Annotated in this window: 24 protein-coding genes; 5 read left to right on the forward strand and 19 right to left on the reverse strand. The window is 67.7% G+C overall.

Features of this window, described 5'->3' with window-relative positions; all coding sequences use genetic code 11:
• Positions 1–34: 34 nt before the first annotated feature.
• The 5 genes from AC1RM6_RS25360 to AC1RM6_RS25380 form a co-directional block, all read right to left on the reverse strand.
• Positions 35–1,024, reverse strand: a complete 990-nt coding sequence (locus AC1RM6_RS25360; protein WP_493106462.1) for a sensor histidine kinase — start codon at positions 1,022–1,024, stop codon at positions 35–37.
• 140 nt (positions 1,025–1,164) lie between these two features.
• On the reverse strand, positions 1,165–1,635 hold the full coding sequence (locus AC1RM6_RS25365) for a DUF1178 family protein (protein ID WP_493106464.1): 471 nt from the start codon (positions 1,633–1,635) through the stop codon (positions 1,165–1,167).
• Positions 1,632–2,459, reverse strand: a complete 828-nt coding sequence (locus AC1RM6_RS25370) for a carbon-nitrogen hydrolase family protein (protein ID WP_493106466.1) — start codon at positions 2,457–2,459, stop codon at positions 1,632–1,634. The genes AC1RM6_RS25365 and AC1RM6_RS25370 overlap by 4 nt, the downstream gene beginning before the upstream one ends.
• Positions 2,459–2,716 carry a glutaredoxin 3 gene (grxC, locus tag AC1RM6_RS25375; RefSeq protein WP_493106468.1) on the reverse strand — a complete coding sequence of 86 codons (258 nt, stop codon included), beginning with the start codon at positions 2,714–2,716 and terminating at the stop codon, positions 2,459–2,461. Before grxC ends, AC1RM6_RS25370 begins: the two co-directional genes overlap by 1 nt.
• 12 nt (positions 2,717–2,728) lie before the next feature.
• On the reverse strand, positions 2,729–3,547 hold the full coding sequence (locus AC1RM6_RS25380) for a ComF family protein (protein WP_493106566.1): 819 nt from the start codon (positions 3,545–3,547) through the stop codon (positions 2,729–2,731).
• 60 nt (positions 3,548–3,607) lie between these two features.
• Between AC1RM6_RS25380 and AC1RM6_RS25385 the strand changes: the two genes are divergently transcribed.
• On the forward strand, positions 3,608–4,468 hold the full coding sequence (locus AC1RM6_RS25385) for a methyltransferase domain-containing protein (RefSeq protein ID WP_493106470.1): 861 nt from the start codon (positions 3,608–3,610) through the stop codon (positions 4,466–4,468).
• Here the strand turns inward: AC1RM6_RS25385 and AC1RM6_RS25390 are convergent.
• Positions 4,465–4,872 (reverse strand): (deoxy)nucleoside triphosphate pyrophosphohydrolase, encoded by a 408-nt coding sequence (locus AC1RM6_RS25390; RefSeq protein WP_493106472.1) that lies wholly within the window; start codon positions 4,870–4,872, stop codon positions 4,465–4,467. The genes AC1RM6_RS25385 and AC1RM6_RS25390 overlap by 4 nt on opposite strands.
• An 83-nt stretch (positions 4,873–4,955) precedes the next feature.
• Here AC1RM6_RS25390 and AC1RM6_RS25395 point away from each other — a divergent pair, with 83 nt between their 5' ends.
• Together AC1RM6_RS25395 and AC1RM6_RS25400 are read left to right on the forward strand one after the other, a co-directional pair.
• Positions 4,956–5,141, forward strand: coding sequence for a Flp family type IVb pilin (locus AC1RM6_RS25395; RefSeq protein WP_493106474.1), 186 nt, complete (start codon positions 4,956–4,958; stop codon positions 5,139–5,141).
• A 117-nt stretch (positions 5,142–5,258) separates the two neighbouring features.
• On the forward strand, positions 5,259–5,426 hold the full coding sequence (locus tag AC1RM6_RS25400) for a Flp family type IVb pilin (protein ID WP_493106476.1): 168 nt from the start codon (positions 5,259–5,261) through the stop codon (positions 5,424–5,426).
• Between the two features lie 94 nt (positions 5,427–5,520).
• Here AC1RM6_RS25400 and AC1RM6_RS25405 read toward each other — a convergent pair whose 3' ends face one another.
• The 7 genes from AC1RM6_RS25405 to AC1RM6_RS25435 all read right to left on the reverse strand — a co-directional run bounded on the left by AC1RM6_RS25405 (position 5,521) and on the right by AC1RM6_RS25435 (position 13,602).
• Positions 5,521–6,963, reverse strand: coding sequence for a M48 family metalloprotease (locus AC1RM6_RS25405; protein WP_493106478.1), 1,443 nt, complete (start codon positions 6,961–6,963; stop codon positions 5,521–5,523).
• Positions 6,964–7,003: 40 nt separating this feature from the next.
• Entirely contained in the window at positions 7,004–7,945 is a 942-nt protein-coding gene (locus AC1RM6_RS25410; protein ID WP_493106480.1) for an acetyl-CoA carboxylase carboxyltransferase subunit alpha, read from the reverse strand.
• Positions 7,946–8,016: 71 nt separating this feature from the next.
• Positions 8,017–9,174: a hypothetical protein gene (locus AC1RM6_RS25415; RefSeq protein ID WP_493106482.1), complete on the reverse strand. Its 1,158-nt coding sequence runs from the start codon at positions 9,172–9,174 to the stop codon at positions 8,017–8,019.
• A gap of 20 nt (positions 9,175–9,194) precedes the next feature.
• Complete coding sequence (locus tag AC1RM6_RS25420) at positions 9,195–10,412, reverse strand: caspase family protein (protein ID WP_493106483.1); 1,218 nt, start codon at positions 10,410–10,412, stop codon at positions 9,195–9,197.
• Positions 10,413–10,602: 190 nt separating this feature from the next.
• The gene (locus AC1RM6_RS25425; protein ID WP_493106486.1) at positions 10,603–11,496 is read right to left on the reverse strand and encodes a tyrosine-type recombinase/integrase; all 894 of its coding nucleotides are present in this window, start codon (positions 11,494–11,496) and stop codon (positions 10,603–10,605) included.
• A gap of 188 nt (positions 11,497–11,684) precedes the next feature.
• Positions 11,685–13,484 (reverse strand): hypothetical protein, encoded by a 1,800-nt coding sequence (locus AC1RM6_RS25430; protein WP_493106488.1) that lies wholly within the window; start codon positions 13,482–13,484, stop codon positions 11,685–11,687.
• Complete coding sequence (locus AC1RM6_RS25435) at positions 13,465–13,602, reverse strand: hypothetical protein (protein WP_493106491.1); 138 nt, start codon at positions 13,600–13,602, stop codon at positions 13,465–13,467. The genes AC1RM6_RS25430 and AC1RM6_RS25435 overlap by 20 nt, the downstream gene beginning before the upstream one ends.
• Positions 13,603–13,686: 84 nt before the next feature.
• On the opposite strand from AC1RM6_RS25435, the gene AC1RM6_RS25440 reads away from it, so the two are divergent.
• Positions 13,687–14,259, forward strand: coding sequence for a shikimate kinase (locus AC1RM6_RS25440; protein WP_493106568.1), 573 nt, complete (start codon positions 13,687–13,689; stop codon positions 14,257–14,259).
• Complete coding sequence (gene aroB / locus AC1RM6_RS25445) at positions 14,256–15,362, forward strand: 3-dehydroquinate synthase (RefSeq protein WP_493106493.1); 1,107 nt, start codon at positions 14,256–14,258, stop codon at positions 15,360–15,362. The genes AC1RM6_RS25440 and aroB overlap by 4 nt, the downstream gene beginning before the upstream one ends.
• 12 nt (positions 15,363–15,374) lie before the next feature.
• Here aroB and AC1RM6_RS25450 read toward each other — a convergent pair whose 3' ends face one another.
• The 6 genes from AC1RM6_RS25450 to mutM all read right to left on the reverse strand — a co-directional run bounded on the left by AC1RM6_RS25450 (position 15,375) and on the right by mutM (position 21,182).
• On the reverse strand, positions 15,375–15,737 hold the full coding sequence (locus tag AC1RM6_RS25450; protein WP_493106495.1) for a DUF423 domain-containing protein: 363 nt from the start codon (positions 15,735–15,737) through the stop codon (positions 15,375–15,377).
• Entirely contained in the window at positions 15,737–17,515 is a 1,779-nt protein-coding gene (locus tag AC1RM6_RS25455) for a monovalent cation:proton antiporter-2 (CPA2) family protein (RefSeq protein ID WP_493106497.1), read from the reverse strand. Before AC1RM6_RS25455 ends, AC1RM6_RS25450 begins: the two co-directional genes overlap by 1 nt.
• The gene (locus tag AC1RM6_RS25460) at positions 17,512–17,979 is read right to left on the reverse strand and encodes an iron-sulfur cluster assembly scaffold protein (RefSeq protein ID WP_493106499.1); all 468 of its coding nucleotides are present in this window, start codon (positions 17,977–17,979) and stop codon (positions 17,512–17,514) included. Before AC1RM6_RS25460 ends, AC1RM6_RS25455 begins: the two co-directional genes overlap by 4 nt.
• 100 nt (positions 17,980–18,079) lie before the next feature.
• Positions 18,080–19,468 (reverse strand): chromosomal replication initiator protein DnaA, encoded by a 1,389-nt coding sequence (dnaA, locus tag AC1RM6_RS25465; RefSeq protein ID WP_493106501.1) that lies wholly within the window; start codon positions 19,466–19,468, stop codon positions 18,080–18,082.
• Positions 19,469–20,009: 541 nt separating this feature from the next.
• Positions 20,010–20,273: a 30S ribosomal protein S20 gene (gene rpsT, locus AC1RM6_RS25470; protein WP_493106505.1), complete on the reverse strand. Its 264-nt coding sequence runs from the start codon at positions 20,271–20,273 to the stop codon at positions 20,010–20,012.
• A 96-nt stretch (positions 20,274–20,369) separates the two neighbouring features.
• Positions 20,370–21,182, reverse strand: a complete 813-nt coding sequence (mutM, locus tag AC1RM6_RS25475) for a bifunctional DNA-formamidopyrimidine glycosylase/DNA-(apurinic or apyrimidinic site) lyase (RefSeq protein ID WP_493106507.1) — start codon at positions 21,180–21,182, stop codon at positions 20,370–20,372.
• Positions 21,183–21,215: the final 33 nt, after the last annotated feature.

The following is a 21,215-nucleotide window of genomic DNA, read 5'->3' on the forward strand; positions in this document are numbered from 1 at the left end:
CCGGCCGGGCAAGGAAGCCCGGCCGAGTCCCGCCTCATTCCACCGCCGCGAGCCTCAGCGTACAGCGCGTACCGGCCCTCGAGACGATCTCCAGCCGGGCCGGGATCGACCTGGCCAGCGTCGCGGTCAGCCGCGATCCGCTGCCGCTCTGGCGGCCGTCGTCGATGCCCGGGCCGTTGTCGGCGACGGTCACGATCAGGTCGGGTCCTTCGCGGACGACGCCGACCACGATCTCGCCGCTGCCGCCCGGAAAGGCATGTTTGGCGGCGTTGGTGATCCATTCGTTGACGATCAGCCCGATCGCCACCGCCGCCTCGGCGGTAACGGTCGCCGGCGCCGCGTCGAAGCGCAGCGCCACCGCTTCGGGCAGCATGCCGCCTCGAAGCTGGTCGCAGATCTCGCGCAGATGCTCGTGGAGCAGGACATTCGACAGGTTGGCGCTGCTGAGCGCGAGATTCTTGTAGGTGCCGGCGATCGACATCAGCCGCGACGCCGCCAGCCGCAGTTCGGCGGCGGCGCCGTCGTCGGCAGTGGTCGCCGCCTGTGCGGTCAGCAGCGATGCGGCAATGTGGAAATTATTCTTGGTGCGATGATCGATCTCGCGCAACGCCAGTTGCAGCATGTCGACCCGGCGCGCCTGTTCGGCGCGCAGCGTGATCGCGGCGCGGCGATAGCCGGTGACCGCCCAGACCGCGACCAGTTCGGCGATCGTGGTGAGCAACAGGCTCGCCGCCTGGCCGGGATCGAGTTCGAAGGTGCGTGCCGGCGGCATCACGAAATACCAGACGAGCAGCTGGCAGACCGCGACCGTGGCCAGGCCGGCGCGAAAACCGGCGATCAGTCCCGCGCCGATCGCACAGGGAAAGACGAGCGCGAACGGCACCGCTCCGCTGACGAAGCTGTCGAGGAGCAGCCGTCCGCCGACCGCGAGCACGACCGCCGCCAGCGCCACCGCGGCCTCGACGAGGGCCGGAGGCCAGCGGCGCAGCCAGCGCCCCAACGGATCGATCCCATCGCCGCGCATCGGCCTCCCCCACAGGCCGAAACATTATATCATTGTAAATTTTTTGCCAGCGGCAATGCGGCCAAGCCGCCGGCAAGATGATGAGAAAACTTGGAAAATAAACGGGAATAGACCGAGCCGTCGCGCACGTCGCGATGCCGTCAGTTGCGCCGCTCCGGCGGCACGACGGGGAACGGCAGCGGCGCCACCGCCACCCCCTCGTCGATCAGCGCCTTGGCCTCGGCCGGGCTGGCCTGGCCGTGGATCGACCGCATCTCGGTTTCGCCGAGATGCATCGCACGGGCTTCGTCGACGAAGCGATCGCCGACATGTTCGGAATGTTCGAGCGCCTTGCTCTGCGCCGCGGCGAGCGCGCGCATCGCCTCCTTGAAGCCTTCGGGCAGCACCGGGGCGGACAGCACCGGTACGTTCGCGCCGGCGGCCGGCGCCACCTCCTTGCGATTGCCCTTGGCCGCGACCCGTGGCGCCATCACCGCCTTGTCGACGTCAGTCGCCCCGCAATAGGGGCAGGCGATCAGCCGACGCGCCTTCTGGCTGGCATAATCGTCGCTCGATCCGAACCAGATTTCGAAGACATGGCCATCCTTGCAGGCGAGATCGAAGACGATCATGCGATCGTCTCGACCGCGCCGATCGGCCGGCGGTTCGCCAGCGACGGCACGCTCGCCCGGACCTGCGCGAGCCGCGCCATGTCGAGATCGGCAAAGCCGATGCCGGGCGCCTCGCCCATGTCGAGCAGCACCTCGCCCCATGGATCGACCACCAGCGAATGGCCGTAGGTCGAGCGGCCATCCTCATGCTGCCCGGTCTGCGCGGCGGCGATCAGGAAGGCGGTCGCCTCGATCGCGCGCGCACGCAGCAATATATGCCAGTGGGCGCGGCCGGTCGGCACGGTGAACGCCGCCGGAACCGCGAGAATCGTCGCCCCGGCATTGCTGAGCGCTCGGTAGAGATCGGGAAAGCGCATGTCGTAGCAGATCGAGAAGCCGAGCTCGCCCCACGGCAGATGCGCGACCACCGCGCGATCGCCGGGCGCATAGCTGCGCGATTCGCGCCAGCTCTCGCCGGTCGGCAGGTCGACGTCGAACAGGTGGATCTTGTCGTAGCGTGCGCGGATCGCGCCGGTGTCGTCGATCAGGAAGGCCCGGTTGACCAGGCGGCCATCGGCGCCGCCCTTGAGCGCGAGCGATCCCAGATGCAGCCACAGCCCCGCCTCGGCGGCCGCCGCGCGCACGTCGCGGAGCAGCGGATCGTCGGCCTCATCGTGCAGATGCGCCGCGGCCCGTTTGCGGTCCTGGTCGAGCAGCCCCGACATTTCCGGGGTGAACAGCATGTCGGCGCCGCCCGCGCGCGCCTCGGCGATCGCCGCGACCAGCGCCCTGGCGTTCGCCGCCGGATCGATGCCGGTGCTGCTCTGGAAAAGCGCGACCCGCATCAGGCGGCGAGCAACGCGTCCAGCCGGCCCGCGCGTTCGAGCGCGGCCAGGTCGTCCGAACCGCCGACATGCCGGCCGTCGATGAAGATCTGCGGCACCGTCGTGCCGCCGTTCGAACGCGACAGCATCTCGGTGCGCTTCTCGCCGCCCATCGAGATGTCGAACTCCTCGTAATCGACGCCCTTCTGCCCCAGCAGCGCCTTGGCGCGGGTGCAGTAGGGGCAATATTGCTTGGTGTAGATCTCGACCTTGGCCATCGCTGAAATTCCTCAATCTTGCCCCGAATTGTGGTCGGAACGATCGAATGTCAACGGCGGGTCCTTGGCGTCCCGCACCACCCGCGCCCAGCACAGCGCCGAGACCCGCGCCGCCCCGGCCCGCTTGAGCAGGCGCGCACAGCTGTCGAGGGTCGCGCCGGTGGTGTAGACATCGTCGACCAGGACGATGTGGCGTCCCTTCACCTGCGCGCCGACCCTGAGCGCGAAGGCGCCGCGCACGGTCTTCGCCCGCGCCTTCGGTCCCATGCCGCGCAGCGCCGGGGTCGCCTTGCGGCGCTCGATCAGGTCGATCGCCACGCCGCGTCCGTCCCCCTGCGCGAGCGCCTGCGCCATCAGCGCCGCCTGATTGTAGCCGCGCCGCCAGATCCGCCAGCGATGGAGCGGCACCGGCACCAGCAGCAGGTCATTATCCTGCCCGGCGAGGCCGCCGGGGCCGACCAATGGCAGATGGCGGCGCATATGGCGCGCCATGGTGCGGGCAAGCCCGGGGCGGCGGCCATATTTGAGGCGCAGCGCCAGCCGCCGTGCGATCGGCCCGTAAGCGACCGCGGCGCGCAGCGCGTCGAGCGCCGGCGGATCGGCATGGCAGGCGCCGCACAGCGCGCCGGGACCCGGATCGATCTCGAACGGCTCGGCACATCGCGCGCATTGCGGTCCGTCGAGAAAATCGAGTTCGGACCAGCAGCCCAGGCAGAAATCATGGTCCTGCGGGGTGATCACCCCGCAACCGGGGCAACGCGGCGGCAGCGCATAGTCGACGACCGCGCGCACCGTCCGCAAACCCGCCATCCGCAGCGCCCCGATCACCATCGCCGCACCGACCTCCCGCAAGGCTTGTCACCCGGGGCGGCGCGCTGCACAAGCGCCGCCATGGACGCCCCCGAGATTTTCGACCGAAGGCTGCGCCGGTTGCGCCGCGACCGTGCGGCACGCGATTTCGATGCCCATGCCTTCCTGATCGACCATCTTGCCGACGAGATCGCCGAGCGGCTCACCGACGTCAGCCGTCCCTTCGAATCGGTGCTGGTGATCGGCAGCCATGACGGACGGATCGGCGCCCGGCTGGCGGCCCCCGGTCGGCTGATCGTCAGCGCCGATGCCGGCTTCGCCTTCGCCCGGGCGAGCGGTGGAATCCAGTGCGACGAGGATTGCCTGCCGTTCGCCGATGGCAGCTTCGATCTGGTCGTGTCGGTCGGCGTGCTCGACAGCGTCAACGACCTCCCCGGCGCGCTCGCGCTGATCCGCCGGGTGCTTCGTCCCGACGGGCTGTTCCTCGGCGCCTTTGCCGGTGCCGGTAGCCTCGCCTGGCTGCGCGCCGCAACGCTCCACGCCGACAGCGAGACCAGCGCGGGCGTCGCGCCGCATATCCATCCGCAGATCGACGTGCGATCGGCGGGCGACCTGCTGTCGCGCGCGGGCTTCGCGCTGCAGGTCGCCGACAGCGACAGCATCGACGTCGGCTATGGCGATCCGCTGCGGCTGATCGCCGATCTGCGCGGCATGGGGCAGACCAACATTCTCGACGGGCGCAGCCGCGCGCCGCTCGGTCGCGCCTGGCTCGCCGCGCTGTTCGAGCGCTTCCTGGCCGACGCCGGCGAATCGGGCCGGATCCGCGAGCATTTCGAGATCGTCCATCTGACCGGCTGGGCCCCCGATCCCGGCCAGCCCAAACCGGCCCGGCGCGGCAGCGCCACCGCCTCGATGATCGCGGCGCTGAAACCGAAGGATTAGATCAGCGCGTCGAGCAGGCCGATCAGCGGCTTGTCGGCGGGCGGCATCGGCAGGCTGTGGAGTTCGACCGGGCGCACCCACTTGATCGCCGGCGCCTCGAGCGGCTGAGGGATTCCGCGCCATTTGCGGCACAGATAGAGCAGCAGGATCAGATGCTTGTCGCCGAGCGCTTCGCTGGCGAAGGCGGCAGGCGCCAGGCAGGCGGTCTGGGTCTCGATCCCCAGTTCCTCGCGAAGCTCGCGGATCAGCGCGGCCTCGGGGGTCTCGCCGGGCTCGACCTTGCCGCCGGGAAATTCCCACAGGCCGCCCATCGACTTGTCGTGCGGCCGTTGCTGCACCAGCACCCGGCCATCGGCATCGACCAGCGCCGCGGCGACGACGAACAGGGTTTTGACTATTTCCACGCGAAACCGGCCTCTTCGGATATTCTTAACAAGTGACACCTACGAAACGAACCTGATGATCTTATAGAAGCATTGGACCTGTCGTGAAGCACCGACGCCTCCCCTTCCCGATCCGGCGCCTGTTCGGCGACGAGCGCGGCGCGACCGCGATCGAATATGGGCTGGTGGTGGCGCTGATCGCGATCGGGGCGATGGCGGCGCTGATGAACCTGGCCGACGGCGTCGTCGGCACCTGGACCCAGATCGCGGCGAAGGTCACCGGAATCTGAGTGCCCGCGAGGACAGTTTAACCAATTGGCAGGGACTCGTCGGATAAGACGCAATCGTTGGCCGCATTGCTGGCCTTCCGGGCCGGATACCCGAACCAGGAAGCGGGAGTTAGAGTTATGAAGTTTGTTGCGAAGCTGCTGAAGAACAACAAGGGTGCGACCGCGATCGAATATGGTCTGATCGCCGCCCTCATCGCCGTCGCCGCGATCACCGCGATGACCAGCGTCGGCAATCAGCTCCAGAAGACGTTCAACAACGTCTCCAACTCGATGAAGGCCAGCTAAGCCGCCATCCGGCTTGAGCTAAGCTCTTCATACAGAATCAGCGAAGGGGTGTCGGCCAGGGCCGGCGCCCCTTTTGCATATCCGGAGCCGTCGATCAGCGGACGATCAGCTTGACCCGCTGGCCGGGCTCCAGCCTGGCGTCGGACGCGAGTCCGTTGAGCGTCAGGAAGCGTTCGGTCCGATAGTCGGAAAATGCCATTCGCGCCGCGAGCGAGGCGACGCTGTCGCCGGCACCGACCTTGACCACCCTGATCCGCATCGGCCGGACATTGGCGGCCTCGGCGGGCGACAGCCGCCGCAGCCCCTCGACGAGCGCCTGGAACGGCCCCACTCCCTGACCGTCGGGGGTCAGAGTGACGATGCTGTAGCTGTCGGTGCCGATCCGATAGACGAACACCCCGACATCGAGCACCCCGGCATTGCTGTTGGCGCGTCCGAAGGCGAAGGCCCGCGCGACGCCGCCGACCTGATCGGTGCGGGCCTGCTCATGGCGCACCCCGGCGCTGCTCAGCCCCGCGAACACCCGGTCGACCTGTTCGGCCAGGTCGCGGCCGGCGGGCGCCGCCGCAAAGATCGCCCGGCCGCCCGATCCCGCGATCGTCACCGCCCGGTCGCCATTGTCGACGGTGAAGCCGCGGGGAACCGGGAAGGCGATCCGCTGGACCGGCAGCAGGAAATCCTGCCCCTGGACATAGCCCTTCTGCGGATCGTCGCCATAGACCAGCCCATCGATCGCATCGAGAAAGGCGTCGCGGTTGCGGGGCCGATCGGTGCCGCCGAGTTCGCGCGCCTCCTTGCGCGCCCGGGCAACCCGATCGAGGGAGTTGGGATGGGTACTCGCCCAGGTCGGGATATTATTGTCGCGGCCGGTGGTCCGCGCATCGAGTGATTCCTGCGCGGCGAGCAGCCCGAGCATGTCGGCGGACGCGCCGGTGTCGTAGCCCGCCCGCGACAGATAGAGCACGCCGAGATCGTCGGCCTGATATTCCTGGGTGCGCGAGAAGCCGCGGGTGATCAGTTCGGCGCCGGCGCCCGCGCCACGGCCGACGAGGCTGCCGAGCCCCGAATTGCCCGCCACCGCCCCAACCAGCCCGGCGAGGACCGAGGTGATCTGCGAGGTCTGCTGGCGCTTGGCGGCGTGACGGGCGGCGACATGGCCGACCTCATGCCCCAGCACCGATGCGAGTTCGGCCTCGTCGTTGATCAGCGCGAGCAGGCCGCGGGTGACATAGACATAGCCGCCGGGCACCGCGAAGGCGTTGTTGACCGGCGAATCGAGCAGGGTGACCGTGAAATCGCGCTCGGACCCCGACAGACCCGATTGTACCGCGATTCGCCGACCGACCCTTTCGACATAGTCCGCGACCGGCCCCCGCATCTGCCCGCCGAATTCCTGGACGAATTGCGGGTGCGCCTTCGCCCCGGTCGCCTTGTCGCTTGCCGAGATGCTCTGCGCGGCCTGGGCGACGACCGGGCCGGCGGGGGCTGCGACGAGCACCGCCGCAGCGGCCAGCGGAAGACAATAGCGGTGGGTCATGCGTGGCAGGACGCCGAACCGCACCGAGCGGTTCCGGCGATCAGCCGATCGCGAGGAACTTGTCACGACGCGCATTGCGCAGCGCGGCCGGCTTCTTGCCCGCCAGCTTGTCGAGTTCCTCTCCGATCGCATCGCCCAGCGCCCTGATCGCCGCGGCGGGATCGCGATGCGCCCCGCCGACGGGCTCGGGGATGATCCGGTCGGCGACGCCCAGCCGTTCGAGATCGGCGGCGGTCACCTTCATCGCCTCGGCGGCCTCGGGGGCCTTGTCGCCGGTGCGCCACAGGATCGAGGCGCAGCCCTCGGGCGAGATCACCGAATAGATCGCATGCTCGAACATCAGCACCCGGTTCGCCGCGGCCAGCGCGATCGCCCCGCCCGATCCGCCTTCGCCGACGATCGCGGCGATCATCGGCACGCCCAGCGCGAGGCATTGCTCGGTCGAGCGCGCGATCGCCTCGGCCTGGCCGCGCTCTTCGGCCTGGACCCCGGGAAAGGCGCCCGAGGTGTCGACGAGGCTGACGACGGGGATGCCGAAACGGTCGGCGAGCTGCATCAGCCGGATCGCCTTGCGATAGCCCTCGGGCTTGGCCATGCCGAAATTGTGCCGGAGCCGCGACGCGGTATCGTCGCCCTTCTCATGGCCGATAATCATGACCCGGCGCCCGCCGAGCCGGCCGAGGCCGCCGATGATCGCGAGATCGTCGGCAAAGGCGCGATCGCCCGCCAGCGGCACGAAATCGGTGATGAAGCCGGCGACATAATCCTTGAAATGCGGCCGCTCGGGATGGCGCGCGACCTGGGTCTTCTGCCAGGGCGTCAGCTTCGCATAAGTGTCGTGAAGAAGTTTCTCGGACTTGGCCTCGAGCTTCGAGACCTCGCCCTCGATGTCGATCGATCCCGCATCCGCCGTCTCACGAAGCTCCGCGATACGCGCCTCGAGTTCAGCGATCGGCTTCTCGAATTCCAGATAGACTGCCATCGGCTCCGGTTAGGCGGCTGCGAGGGCGACGTCAACGAAGACGCTGCTGTGCGCCACCGGCAGCCCCAAGATCATTTCGCGCTCGCCGATATGATGGCCGAACCGCCCTTGGTCATCGCCTGTGCCCGCATCAGCGCCTCCGAAACCATCTTGTCGGGCCGCTGCAACAGCACGTCGGCGCGGTTATAATAGCCATAGGCCTTTGCCGGCTCATCGGGAGAGAGCGCCTCGGCGCAAACCCCGAGATCGTAGAGAAGATTGACGCTGTTCGAGGTCGAGGGCGTTTCGAGAAGCGTCAGCATCGCGCAGGCGCGGTCGAGCCGGCCGGCGTCGGCGAAGGCGATCGCATTCTTGAAGTCGGTCTGCATGGTCTTGGGCAGATCGGGCGCCGCCTTCTTGAAGAACACCATGACCGTCCGGTTGAAGGGCGCGACCGCCCGGCGAATCTTGGCCGCCGCCTCGCCGCGCACCTGCACGAACAAGGCCGCGGGAGTCGTCGGCTTCTGGATGACCTGGCCGTTCTCGTCCTTCTTCTTGACGCCGAATATTTCGCCCAGGGTCAGGGAAGGATCGCTGTCATCGTCGCACCGGGAAAATTCGCCATGCCCGGAGATCGTCTCCGAATAGACGATCGCGCCGTCCCGGACCCGAACCGCCTTGGGGACGACCGAGAATTCGAGACTGGTCGTCGCGCAATTGATCGTGACGTTCTGCGATTCCTCGCATTTGAACAATTTCTTCGATTTGGTGCAGACCGAATTGGTCTTGCTCGTCTTGCGCTCGTTGAGACTCTGCACCACGACCCGGCCGATATAGACGACGTCGACGTTCAGCCGATGCCCCTGCGCGACCGCATAGGCATAATAGCCCTGGTCGACCTTTTCCGCGCTCATCGCGATCGGCTTGCCCTTCTTGTCCCGCGCGGGCTTCTGCATCGTGGGCGGTACGATCAGGCCGTCGAGCGAACGAAGCTTGAAATACGGCACGCCATCGAGAGTGGCCGAGCGAAATTCAGCGGAGAGCGCCTCGGCGAAATCGCCACCGTCCGTGCCGGTGAACGGCAATACCGCCACCGACTGAAGCCGGGCAGCTTCCGGAAATTTCGCTGGAAAGCGGCCGCTATAAGGGGTGCCCTTGCCCCCCGACAAGCCTTGCGCCGCCCCGGGCGAGGCCGCCAGCAGCGGGATCAACAACAGCGCCGCAATCCACGACAGCGATTTATTCGGCATCATTCCCCCCATTTCGCCCTTTATGGATCGCTCGCCAACGCGGGCCTGATGACCGCCATCACCGTCGAGCCACCCCGCTCGACGAGAAGTTCGACCCTGCGGCCATGATTCTGCGCGAGCCCGCGGCGAAGCGCCTCGTCGGGTTCGATCGACAGGTCGACCGTCCACCCGTTGACGCGCGTGATGATATCGCCCTGCAGCAATTGCCCGAGCGCGGGCGAGCCGTCGAAGACCTCGGCGACATAGATGCTGCCATCGTCGCGCGGAGCATTGCGCACCCGAATACCGATCTCGGCGACGCGCTCGTCCGTGTCTGCCGATCGCCGGACCTTGAGCGCGTTTATCTTGTCGAGATCTGCGATATGCTCATAGGCGGATCGTGCGTAACGGCCGTTTGGATAGGCGCGCAGGTAACGATCGCACGGGTCGCGCAAAGGCGCGAGCGAGCAGACCTGCCATTTGGCGAACTCCTGATCGTTCACCGTACTGCGTCCGCCGCCCGTCCTGACATTTTCGGGTGCCGGAGCCGCGGCCAGGCGGAATTGGGCGATATCGGGCGCCAGACTCAATTCGGGACTTGCCCGCACTGCCTTCACGACGTCGGCGGCGATCAGCCCGAACAGCGATTCCAAGGTCAGATCGGGTTCGAGCAGATGGTGGGCGAAGGAGAGTGCGAACGGACTGTTGATCGTCGATCCGTCCGCGGCCTGGTTGCCGAGTTGCACGCTGTACATCGTTGCCGTCCGCGGCGCCGCGCGCGGGACCTCGCCCCAGTTTCCGCCGAGTTGGTCCCGACAGGCGTCGAGCACGACGATACGAAGCTGGCGAGCGCCGGCGACGCTCCTTTCCGCGAACGACCCCGGAATCGCCTGGGCCGTGCCGCTCGCCTTGGCGTAGTCGGTGGGGACGAGATAGCTCATGCCGCCGCTGGCGAAGCCATGCCCGCTATAATAGATCAGCGCGACATCGGCATTGGCGGCCTGCTGGGCGAATTTGCCGAGCATTGAAACCATTTCCGCGCGCGTCAGATCGCTTCCTGCCACGACATCGAACCCGGCGAGGCGCAACGCACCTGCAACCATGCCAATATCGCTGGTCGGATTTTCCAGCTCCGGAAGACCGGTATAGCGGGAGTTTCCGATCAGCAGCGCAACTCGCGACGGCGCCTGCGCCACCGCGACAGACGATAGCATCAAAAATGCCAACGCGATCACCGAAGACCGAATCGATACCAGCATGTGAACCGCCCCCACGGGCGACCTTATTCATATCAGGTACATCATATCCAGCATCTTCTGGAGATTTTGATCATGGCAAAATCTCCATTCTGGATAATTCAGAACGAAAATCGTGCGATACGACTTTCATCGGTGAATATTCCAATTGCCGTCCAGATATTTACTGCATTTCCGGCCAACGGATCATCGATCATTTCCGGTCCATCAGCGGATGACGACTATTGACCAGTTCGACCAGATGCGCGCTGTTCACATGGGTATAGATCTGGGTGGTCCCGATATCGGCATGGCCGAGCATCGTCTGGAGCGCGCGCAGATCGGCGCCGCCTTCGAGCAGATGGGTCGCGAAGGCATGGCGCAGGACGTGCGGGCTGATCCGCTCGGGTGAAATCCCCGCTTCGGCGGCGACCTCGCGCAGCATCTGGAACAGTCGCACCCGGCTCAGATAGCTTTTCCCCGACGGGAACAGCCAGGGCTGGTCGCCGGGCACATGGCGTGTCCAGTCGGCGACCGCGGCGCGCGCGCGGTCGGAGATCGGCACCAGCCGCTCGCGCCCGCCCTTGCCGCGCAGGATCAGGAAGGGCTGGTCGCCGCGCAGCGCATGTCGCGGCAGCGACACCAGTTCGGTCGCGCGCAGCCCCGATCCGTAGAGCAGTTCGACCAGCGCGATCAGCCGCAGCGTCAGCATATCGCCGTGCCGGTCGACGCGGCGCGCCTCGAGCGCCGCGAACAGCCGGTCGATATCGTCATGGCCCAGGGTCCGCGGCAGCGCGCGCTGGGTCGCCGGCCGCGGCAGCGCGTCCGACGGATCGTCGCCGCGCAGCCCCTCGCCTTCGAGAAAACCGTAGAAGCGCCGCAACACCGACGCCTTGCGCGCGACGCTGGTGCGGCTGAGGCTCATCCATTCGCCGCCCAGCCGCTGCAGCGCCGGGGTGTCGGCCCCGGCAAGCCCGCCGCCCAGAAACTCCGAGGCGCCGCGCAGGTCCGATCCGTAGGCGAGCAGCGTGTTCTTCGCCGCCCCGCCCTCGACCGCGAGCATTTCCAGGAACTGCTGGATCGCCTCGCGGTCGGGAAGCGACGTCATCGCTTCGCCCCTGCTCGCACCGGCGCAATCGGTCGGATCATCTCGTCGAGGTCGATCGTCATTCGAATCAGGCCGCGGCGAAAATGGTGCTGATCAAGACCCGGAGCGCAGCGTACTTCATGTACGTGAGCACCGGAAGCGCAGAGCGGCGCCATTTGCAGCCCGGCCTGATCGAATGACGATCGACCTCACAATCGCGACATCGCCTCGGCGGCGATCATCCTCGCCTCACCGTCGAGCCCGACCTGCCGCAGCGCGTTGATCATCGTGTAGAACATCGCCGGGCGGACCCCGCGCCAGCTGCGGTTCTGCATGCCGACCGCCACCAGCAGCGCGACCGTGCCCGGCTGCCGACGGGCCGCCGCGGTCGTGATCAGCCGTGCCCAGACCGAGTTCATGTCGAAGCCGACCTTATAGTCGGTGGCGAGCTTGATCTCGTCCGGCCCCGACAGCCGGCCGAGCCCGGCGAGCGCCGCGATCAGCATCTGCGCCTTGTACGGATCGCTGTCGGCCAGCCGCGCGGCGAAGCCGTCGATCCGGTCGACCGCGAGATCGACCACCGGGCGCGGCGTGCCGACCGCGAGGATCGCCCAGGCCGGGTCGGCCTTCTCGGGCGACATGCCCTGCACCACCCCGGCCCAGCGCGCCGCGCGGCGATCGAGCCCGGCGCTCATCATCGCCGCGATCAGGTCGACGGCATCGCCGGCATGGTCCGAGGCGGGCTGGATCGACGCCGCGGCACGCGCGGTCAGGATCTGCGCCGCGAACCGGTCCTTCGGCTGCCCCTGCTGCTTGCCTTCGCCGGTCCAGAACCAGCGCATCGCCGCGACCCTGGCCGCGTCGTCGTCGCCGACATAGCAGGCGCGCAGATGGCCGGCAGCACTGTCGCGGTCGAGATCCTGCGCCTCCTCGCCCGCCGCGCCGTAGAGATCGACGAGTGCGGCATTGGAGAAAACGCCCAGCCGCGCCGCGACCATCGCCGCGTCGAGCCGTTCGGACGCGGGCAGCATCGGGCTGCGCGCGGCCCAGGCCGACACCTGCGGGCCGACCGTCCCCATCAGGTCGGCGGGGATGACGAGGCCCAGCGCGTTGGCCATGCCGAATCGCCACGTGGTCAGCTGGTTGACCCCGGTCCATTCGACATTGACCCCGCGGGCACCGCCGCCATTCACCCCCATCATCTTTTCGGCGAGCTGGATGTCGATCCCGCGCCCGTCGCGGGTGCGGCGCCGCGCCTGGTCCATCAGCACGTCGGCGATCGCGGTATCGCCCGACAGCGACGCGCAGATCGCCCGCGCCATCGGCCAGATCGGTTCCTTGCTGCGGATCGCGCCGCCATCGGCGAGCGGACACAGTCCCGCGGTGTCCGCATTGGCCAGCGCGGTCTGGCCGGCGACGGCATACATTTTCGCGTTGAAATTGCCGACGTCGACCGCCTGGACCAGCATCCGCGCGCCATCGGCTTCGCCCATGCGCAGCAGCAGCCAGGCGCGCTCGGCGATCCAGTCGGGGGCCGAGACGCGTGCCGGGGTCGGCACCCGCGACAGCAGCGCGCGGCGCAGGCTGATCGACGCCCAGCGCGAGGCGATCGGCACGTCGAGGCGGCGCATCAGCACCGAGAGGAAACGGCCGTCGGCCGAACCGAAGGCGTTCTCGCCGAAGCCGGCAAAGGCGCCGACCACCGCGGTCGACCGGCGCGCCTCGTCGGGCAGTTCGAGCTTCTCGACGACCGGTGCCGGTTCGGACAGGCCGAGGATCGCCGGATCGAGCGTCAGGCTGGGCGCCGGCCCCGACGGGGCCTGGCCCGGGGCCTGCGGCGCCGATCCGGGCGCGGGTTCGGCCGGGCGCGGCGCGGCGGGCTGCGGCGCCTGCCCGAATCCGGGCGGCAGCAGCGATTCGGGCGCGCCCTGGGCGAGCACCGCCCCCGACGCGAGTGCGAGCGCGCCGAGCCCGGCGAGCAGGACCGCCTTATTGCGCGGCAGTGCCATTCAGCATCGCCTTTTCGACCTTCACCGGCTGGACTTCGGTATGGGTGAAGCCAAGCCCGACCAGGGCCACGACGATGACGAGAATGACGACCACCACGATGATGCTGAGACGCGACATGAGTTTCCTTCGGCCATGAACGGCATGGTTGCAACGCAGGCGCTTTTGCCCGAGGGGGCGGCTATGTGTATAGCCCTCGACGACATGCCGCCAAGCCTGCCGAACAATCAGCCCATCTTCGATCGACCGCTGGTGCTGGTCGGGCTGATGGGCACGGGCAAGTCGACCGTCGGCAAGCGCCTCGCCGCGCGCCTCCATCTGCCGTTCGTCGACGCCGACAACGAGATCGAACGCGCCGCTGGCCTCAGCATTCCCGAGATTTTCGAGCGGTTCGGCGAAAGCGAATTCCGCGACGGCGAGCGCCGGGTGATCGCCCGGCTGATCGACGGCCGGCCCAAGGTGATCGCGACCGGCGGCGGCGCCTTCATGCAAGACGATACCCGCGCGCTGATCCTCGAGCGGACGACCGCGATCTGGCTCGATGCCGATCTCGACGTCCTCGCCGAACGGGTCGGACGGCGCGACGGCAGCCGTCCGCTGCTGCGCAACCGCGACCCGCGCCAGGCGCTCGCGGAACTTGCTGCTATTCGCAACCCGATCTACGCGCTCGCGCCGGTCCATGTCCGCAGCCAGCCGCTGCCGCACGAGGCGACCGTCGACAATATCCTGAAGGCGCTGAGCTCGAAGGCCACTGATTCGAAGGCGCTGGACGCATGACCGATGTGCCGGTCGCGCTCGGCGAGCGCAGCTACACGATCCGGATCGAGGCGGGCGCGCTCGACCGCGCGGGCGAACTGCTCAGCCCCTTCGCCCGGCGCGGCCGGCTGGTGATCGTCACCGACCGCAACATCGTCCCCAACCAGCTCCAGCGGCTCCAGACCGCGCTCGATGCGGCGGGGATCGCCAACCCGGTCACCGTGCTGCCCGCCGGCGAATCGACCAAGAGCTGGCCGATGCTCGAACAGCTCACCGACTGGCTGCTCGACCAGGGGGTCGAGCGCACCGACACGATCGTCGCACTCGGCGGCGGGGTGATCGGCGACCTCGTCGGCTTCGCCGCGTCCATCCTCAAGCGCGGCTGCCAGTTCGTCCAGGTGCCGACGACCCTGCTCAGCCAGGTCGACAGTTCGGTCGGCGGCAAGACCGCGATCAACAGCCGCGCCGGCAAGAATATGGTCGGCGCCTTCTACCAGCCGGTCCATGTGCTGATCGATCCGACCACGCTCGACAGCCTGCCGCCGCGCGAACTCCGGGCCGGCTATGCCGAGGTCGTCAAATATGGGCTGATCGACGATTTCGCCTTTTTCGAATGGTGCGAGGCGAATGTCGTGCGGCTGTTCGCCGGTGATGCCGATGCCCGCGCTTATGCGATCGAGCGCAGCGTCGCGGCCAAGGCGCGGATCGTCGGCGAGGACGAGCGCGAGACCAGCGGCCGACGCGCCCTGCTCAACCTCGGCCATACGTTCGGCCATGCGCTCGAGGCCGAGACCGGCTTTTCCGACAAGCTGCTGCATGGCGAGGCGGTCGCCGCGGGCATGGCGCTCGCCTTCCGATTCTCGGCCGCGCAGGGGCTGTGTCCGGGACAGGACGCGGCGCGGGTCAGCGCGCATCTCGCGGCCGCGGGGCTTCCCGCGACCTTGAAGGCCGCCGGAGTCGATGCCGGCGGCCAGGCGCTGGTCGCGCACATGCTCCACGACAAGAAGATGGAGGGCGGCCGCCTGCCCTTCCTGCTCGCACATGGGATCGGCCGGACCTTCCTCGAGAAGCAGGTCGACCTGGGCGACGTCGCTTCGTTTCTCGACGCGGAGCGCGCTCTCTAACCCCGCGCCTGCTCAGCGATTGCGCAGGCAATCCACCGCGAGCCACATCCAGGCGAGGATCAGCCCCAGTCCGCCGAGCGGAGTGACCGCGCCGAGCCAGCGCGGCGCGCCGAACGCCATCGCGAACAATGTGCCGGAAAACAGCAGCGCGCCGAACAGGAACAGCGCGGCGATCGCGCGGTTACGGCCGAGCGCGACGAAGCCGGCGACCGCGTGGATCATCTGATATTCGGCGCCGGTCGCCAGCCACGCCGCCGCCTTGCCCGAGGCGCCATGCGCGCCATAGGCACCCGCCATCACCGCGACCGCACCCGACAGCGCGATCAATGCCGCCAGCGGATCGCCCCCGCCCGATGCCCCCTTGCGCCGTGCCATCAATCGTCATCCTCCGCTTTCAGCTCGAGCCGGCGTTCGGGGGTGAACATCAGCTCGCGCTCGCTGGCGAGATCGCCGCTCGCCATCTGCGCCTCGAGCCGGCTCCCGTCGCGCCGCCGATATTCGGCCTCGATCTTGTCGACATGGCCACCGGATACTCCGACCGCATCGAGCGCCTCGCGCCCCAGCAGCACCGCCGATTCGAACAGTTCGCGCACTGCGCCGGTCAGGTCGAGCCGGGCCAGCGCCATCATGTGCCGCCGGTCGAAGGCGCGCACCAGCACCGATGCCTTGGGAAAGGCGTTCAACACCGGCTGAAGCTCGGCCTTGCCAAGGCCATCGCCATCGACACAGAAAATGATCGCGCGCGCCTGATCGGCGCCGGCCTGGCGGAGCAGGTCGACCCGGGTGCCATCGCCGTAGAAGACCTTGGTGCCGAATTTCTGCGAAATATCGATTTGCGACGCATTGTTGTCGATCAGCGTGACCTGCGTACCCGATGCCATCAGCATTTGCGCAACGGTCTGCCCGAAACGGCCATAGCCGACCACGATCGCCGCCGATTCCTCGGTGCCGTCGGGTCCGGGCCGTTCTTCGGCAGCTACCTTCGGCTGGATGAAACGCTGCGCGAACATCATCAGGAACGGCGTCGACGCCATCGACAGGGTGACGATCGCGCTGAACAGGCTCGCCGCCTCGGGCTTGATCAGCAGCGCGTTCTGCGCCTGCGCGAACAGCACGAAGCCGAATTCGCCGCCCTGGCTGAGCAGCAGGCAGAAGGCGAGCGCCGACCGGTTGCTCACCCCGAACGCCTTGGCGACCCCGAACATCACCACCGCCTTGGTCGCGACCACCGCGAGCGCCATCGCCAGCACGAACAGCGGGCGTTCGGCGATGACATGGAGGTCGAGCAGCATGCCGACCGCGATGAAGAACAGGCCGAGCAGGATCGTGCGGAACGGCTCGACGTCGGTTTCGAGCTCGTGCCGATAAGGCGAATCGGCGAGCATCACCCCGGCGACGAACGCGCCGAGCGCGGTCGACAGATGCAGTGCCTCCATCACCGCGGCGCTGCCGATCACGGTGAACAGGCCGGCGGCGACGAACAGTTCGCGCTCGCCGAGATTGCCGATCAGCCGGAACAGCGGGTTGATCACGAACCGCCCGAGCAGCACCAGACCGACCACCGCCCCGACCGTGTAGAGCGCGAGCTGCCAGCCGGGCGGCGTACCCGGTGCCGGCGGCGTGCGCGACAGCGCGGCGATGATCGTGATCAGCGGCACGATCGACAGATCCTGGAACAGCAGCACCGAGAAGGCGCGCTCGCCCGACGGGGTGTTGAGCCGGCCGACCGACTGGAGCATCGGCAGCACCTGCGCGGTCGACGACAGCGCCAGCGGCAGGCCGAGCGCGAGCGATGCCGGCATGCTGAAGCCGGTGGTCACATAGATCACGCCACTCAGCGCAAGCCCGCACAGCGTGACCTGCGCCAGGCCCAGGCCGAAAATGTCGCGCCGCAGCCGCCACAGCCGATTGGGATGGAGCTCGAGCCCGACCAGGAACAGCAGCAGGACGATGCCGAGTTCGGCGATGCCGAGCTTCGATTCGGCGTCGCCGATGAGCCCCAGCCCCTGCGGCCCGATCGTCGCCCCCGCGACCAGATAACCCAGCGTCGCACCGAGGCCGAGGCGGCGGAAGATCAGGACGAAGACGAGCGCCGCGCCGAGCAGCAGCACGCCGTCGCCGAGCAGCAATGTCCCACTATGGCTTTCGTTCATTGCGCCGAAGCCGCGGCAACCGGCTCATCCCCGGCCGCGACCTGCGCCGCCGCCTCGGCCACCGCCTCGAACGCCAGCCGGATCGACGGATGGCGCGCGGCATAATCGCGCGCGGGCAGGAATATGTCGATGCCGGGCCAGTCGCCGGGCGAATCGGCCTGGCCGGCCAGGAACGCCGTGAGCCGGTCGCGCGCCTCGGCGAGCTCGGCGGCGGTCCGCCCGATCGCATGCGCGCCCATCAGCGAGGCCGAGGCCTGGCCCAGCGCGCAGGCGCGCACCTCCTGCCCCAGTTCGGCGACCCGGCCTTGGGCATCGAGCACGACATCGACGGTCACCCGGCTGCCGCAGATCGGCGAGCGCTTCGAGACGCTCGCCTGCGGCGCGGCGAGACGGCTGTGGTGCGGGATGCTCGTCGCGAGACGGAGGATGGTGGGATTGTAGAGCGCGGCCGACATGATCCCCATGTAGGGTGAATATTCCCGCCGCGCGACCCCCGCCGGACAGCAAAAACCCTCCCGCATCGCTGCGGGAGGGTTTTGAATTCGAACCGCAAAAAGGTCGGGCTCAGCCCTCGAGCTGGCGGATCAGCAACCGGACGTCGGCGTCGAGTTCGGCGTCGGTCTGGCGCAGCTTCTCGATCTGGCGGACCGCATGGATCACCGTGGTATGGTCGCGCCCGCCGAAGCGGCGGCCGATCTCGGGCAGCGAACGCGGGGTCAGCTGCTTGGCGAGATACATCGCGACCTGACGGGGGCGGGCGACCTCGCGGGCACGGCGCGCCGACGACATCTCGGCCTGGCGGATCCGGTAATGGTCGGAGACCTTGCGCTGGATCTCGTCGATCGTCACCCGGCGCTGGTTGGCGCGCAGGATATCGGCGAGCGTCGTCTGGGTGAAGTCGATGTCGATCGGCTTGCCCGACAGCGCGGCATAGGCGACGACGCGGTTGAGCGCGCCTTCGAGCTCGCGGACGTTGGCACTGATCCGCTTGGCGAGGAACATCACCACATCGGCCGGGACATTGGCCTGCGGCATCGATTCGAGCTTGCGGGTGAGGATGTTCAGCCGCAGCTCGAAATCGGCCGGGTTGACGTCGGCGACGAGGCCCCACGACAGGCGCGACAGGATCCGGCTTTCGATGCCGTCGAGATCCTGCGGGCTGCGATCGGCGCTGATCACCAGGCGGCGGCCTGCCGAGATCAGCTCGTTCATCGTGTGGAAGAATTCTTCCTGGGTCGATTCCTTGCCGGCGATGAACTGGACATCGTCGATCATCAGCACGTCGGCCGCACGCAGCCAATGCTTGAAGCTGTGGGTGTCCTTGGCGCGCATCGCCGAGACGAACTCGAACATGAACTTCTCGGCCGACATGTAGACGACCTTCGCGCCCGGATGGCGCGCCAGATAGTCATGGCCGATCGCGTGCATCAGATGGGTCTTGCCCAGCCCGGTGCCGCCATGGAGGAAGAGCGGGTTGAAGTTGAGCTTGCCGCCCTCCGCCAGCGTGCGGGCCGCGTTATAGGCGACCTCGTTCGCCTTGCCGACGACGAAGCTCTCGAAGGTGTAGCGCGCCTCGAGCGGGGTGCCGACCCGCCCGACGGGCGCAGCCTCGACCGGCTTGGCGGCTTCGACGACCGTCGCGACCGGCGCGGGCTCGGCCGAGAACATCGCCGTGCGCTCGGCGGCGGGCGCCGCGGCGATCGAGACATGGTCGATCTGCGGCAGCAGCGCGCGCCAGCCATGGCGCAGATGGTCGATGAAATGGGTGTTGACCCAATTGGCCATGAACTCGCTCGGCGCGTTGAGCACGACGGCCCCGCCGGCGAGATCGCATTCGCCCAGAGTCAGCGGGCGCAACCATCCGTCGAACGTGCGCGCACCGATGCTGCGGCGCAGATTCGCGCGAATCGATTCCCATGCCGCCGACAGCGGATCTTCCATTGCTACGTCCATCAGTCCCCTGTTCTTGCCGTCGATGTGCGAAGATTCGGTATCACGTGCGTGGGGCGCATCGACGGCCGCGGCCAGGGGCGCCTGCGCCCCTGCGATCCGGCTGTCGACATCTGGCACACCCACGCGATCGGACACGCAAATCCTCTCCGGCTGCAGCGCCCTGCGGCAGCTCGTTGCACAAAAAAATGGAGACAAAACCCCTCACGCGCCCCGGCACAGTCTGCACCCGGGTTACCGTTTCGAAACTCGTCATTGGACCCGCCGGAGAGAATCTCCGTTCGGGGCTGAGGGCACCTTTGGCCATCGCAGCGGTGCGATCAAGTCCATCAATTTTCACATAAGTGAAATAATGACGCTTGACTCAACAAAGCCGGGGCCTCGCCTCCGGAGAGATATTTTTTGTTACGATTTCAAGACATTAGCAGCCCGAGCGCGCTACGAATCAAACAGTTTCCGGGGCTTAGCCGGTCGATACTGGCGTGTAACAAAAAGCCCGCCTGCATCGCTGCAAGCGGGCTTTTGTGACAGCAAAGGTTTGCGATCAGCCGAGGGCGGCGACTCGCTTGGTCAGGCGCGAGAACTTGCGCGAGACGGTGTTCTTGTGCAGCACGCCCTTCGAAACACCGCGGGCCATCTCCGGCTGCGCGGCGGCGAGCGCCGCGGCGGCGGCGGTCTGGTCGCCAGCGGCGAGCGCCGACTCGACCTTCTTCACGAAGGTGCGGATCCGGCTGACCCGTGCACCGTTGATTTCGGCGCGACGGTCATTGCGACGGATGCGCTTCTTTGCCTGCGGCGTGTTCGCCATGCTGTTCCTCAAAACCTATAAATGACAGAAACGGCGCAGGACAAACCCTCGCCGGGAAGGCCGCGCCAATACACAGAGAGGCCCCTTCGGTCAACTCTAACGCTGGCATTTGGGGCAAAAGAAGGTCGATCGCCCCCCGTCGACGCGCCGTGCGATCACCGTACCACAGTCGCACGCCTCGCCTTCGCGGCCATAGACCCGCCATTGCTTCTGGAAATAGCCGAGTTCGCCGTCCGGCCGGGCATAATCGCGCAGCGAGGAACCACCCGCGGCGATCGCCGATTCGAGCACCGTACGCACCGAATCGACGAGCAGCCCGAGTCGCTTGGTCGGCACCTGCCCGCCCGGCTTCGTCGGATCGATGCCGGCCATGTTGAGCGCCTCGCACACATAGATATTGCCCAGTCCGGCGACGATTCGCTGGTCGAGCAGCAGCGCCTTGATCGGCGCGAACCGCCCCTCGATCGCCTTCGCCAGATAAGATGCGCCGAAATCGGGGCCGAGCGGCTCGGGACCGAGCGCCACGAAGGCCGGGAAATCGGCGAGCGCATCCTTGCGCACCAGGTCGACCGAACCGAATCGGCGCGGGTCGCACAAAGCGAGGATGCGCCCCTCGTCGGTCTCGAGCAGCAGATGGTCATGCTTGCCGATCTCCGACGGATCGATTCGCCAGCGCCCCGACATGCCGAGATGGAAGATCATGACGTCGTCGCGATCGGTCTCGATCAGCCCATATTTGGCGCGCCGCCCGAATCCGGTGACGGTCGCGCCGGTCAGGCGCTGGCGCAGGTCGACCGGGAACGGCCGGCGCAGATCGCTACGGCGGGTTTCCACCCGGACGAGGCGGCGGCCGCCCAGCACGGGCTCGAGCCCGCGGACGGTGGTTTCGACTTCAGGAAGTTCGGGCATGCGGACAATAGCTAGAGGGATTTCCCGCCGGAT

The organism is Rhizorhabdus sp. GW822-FHT03C02 (assembly GCF_058801765.1).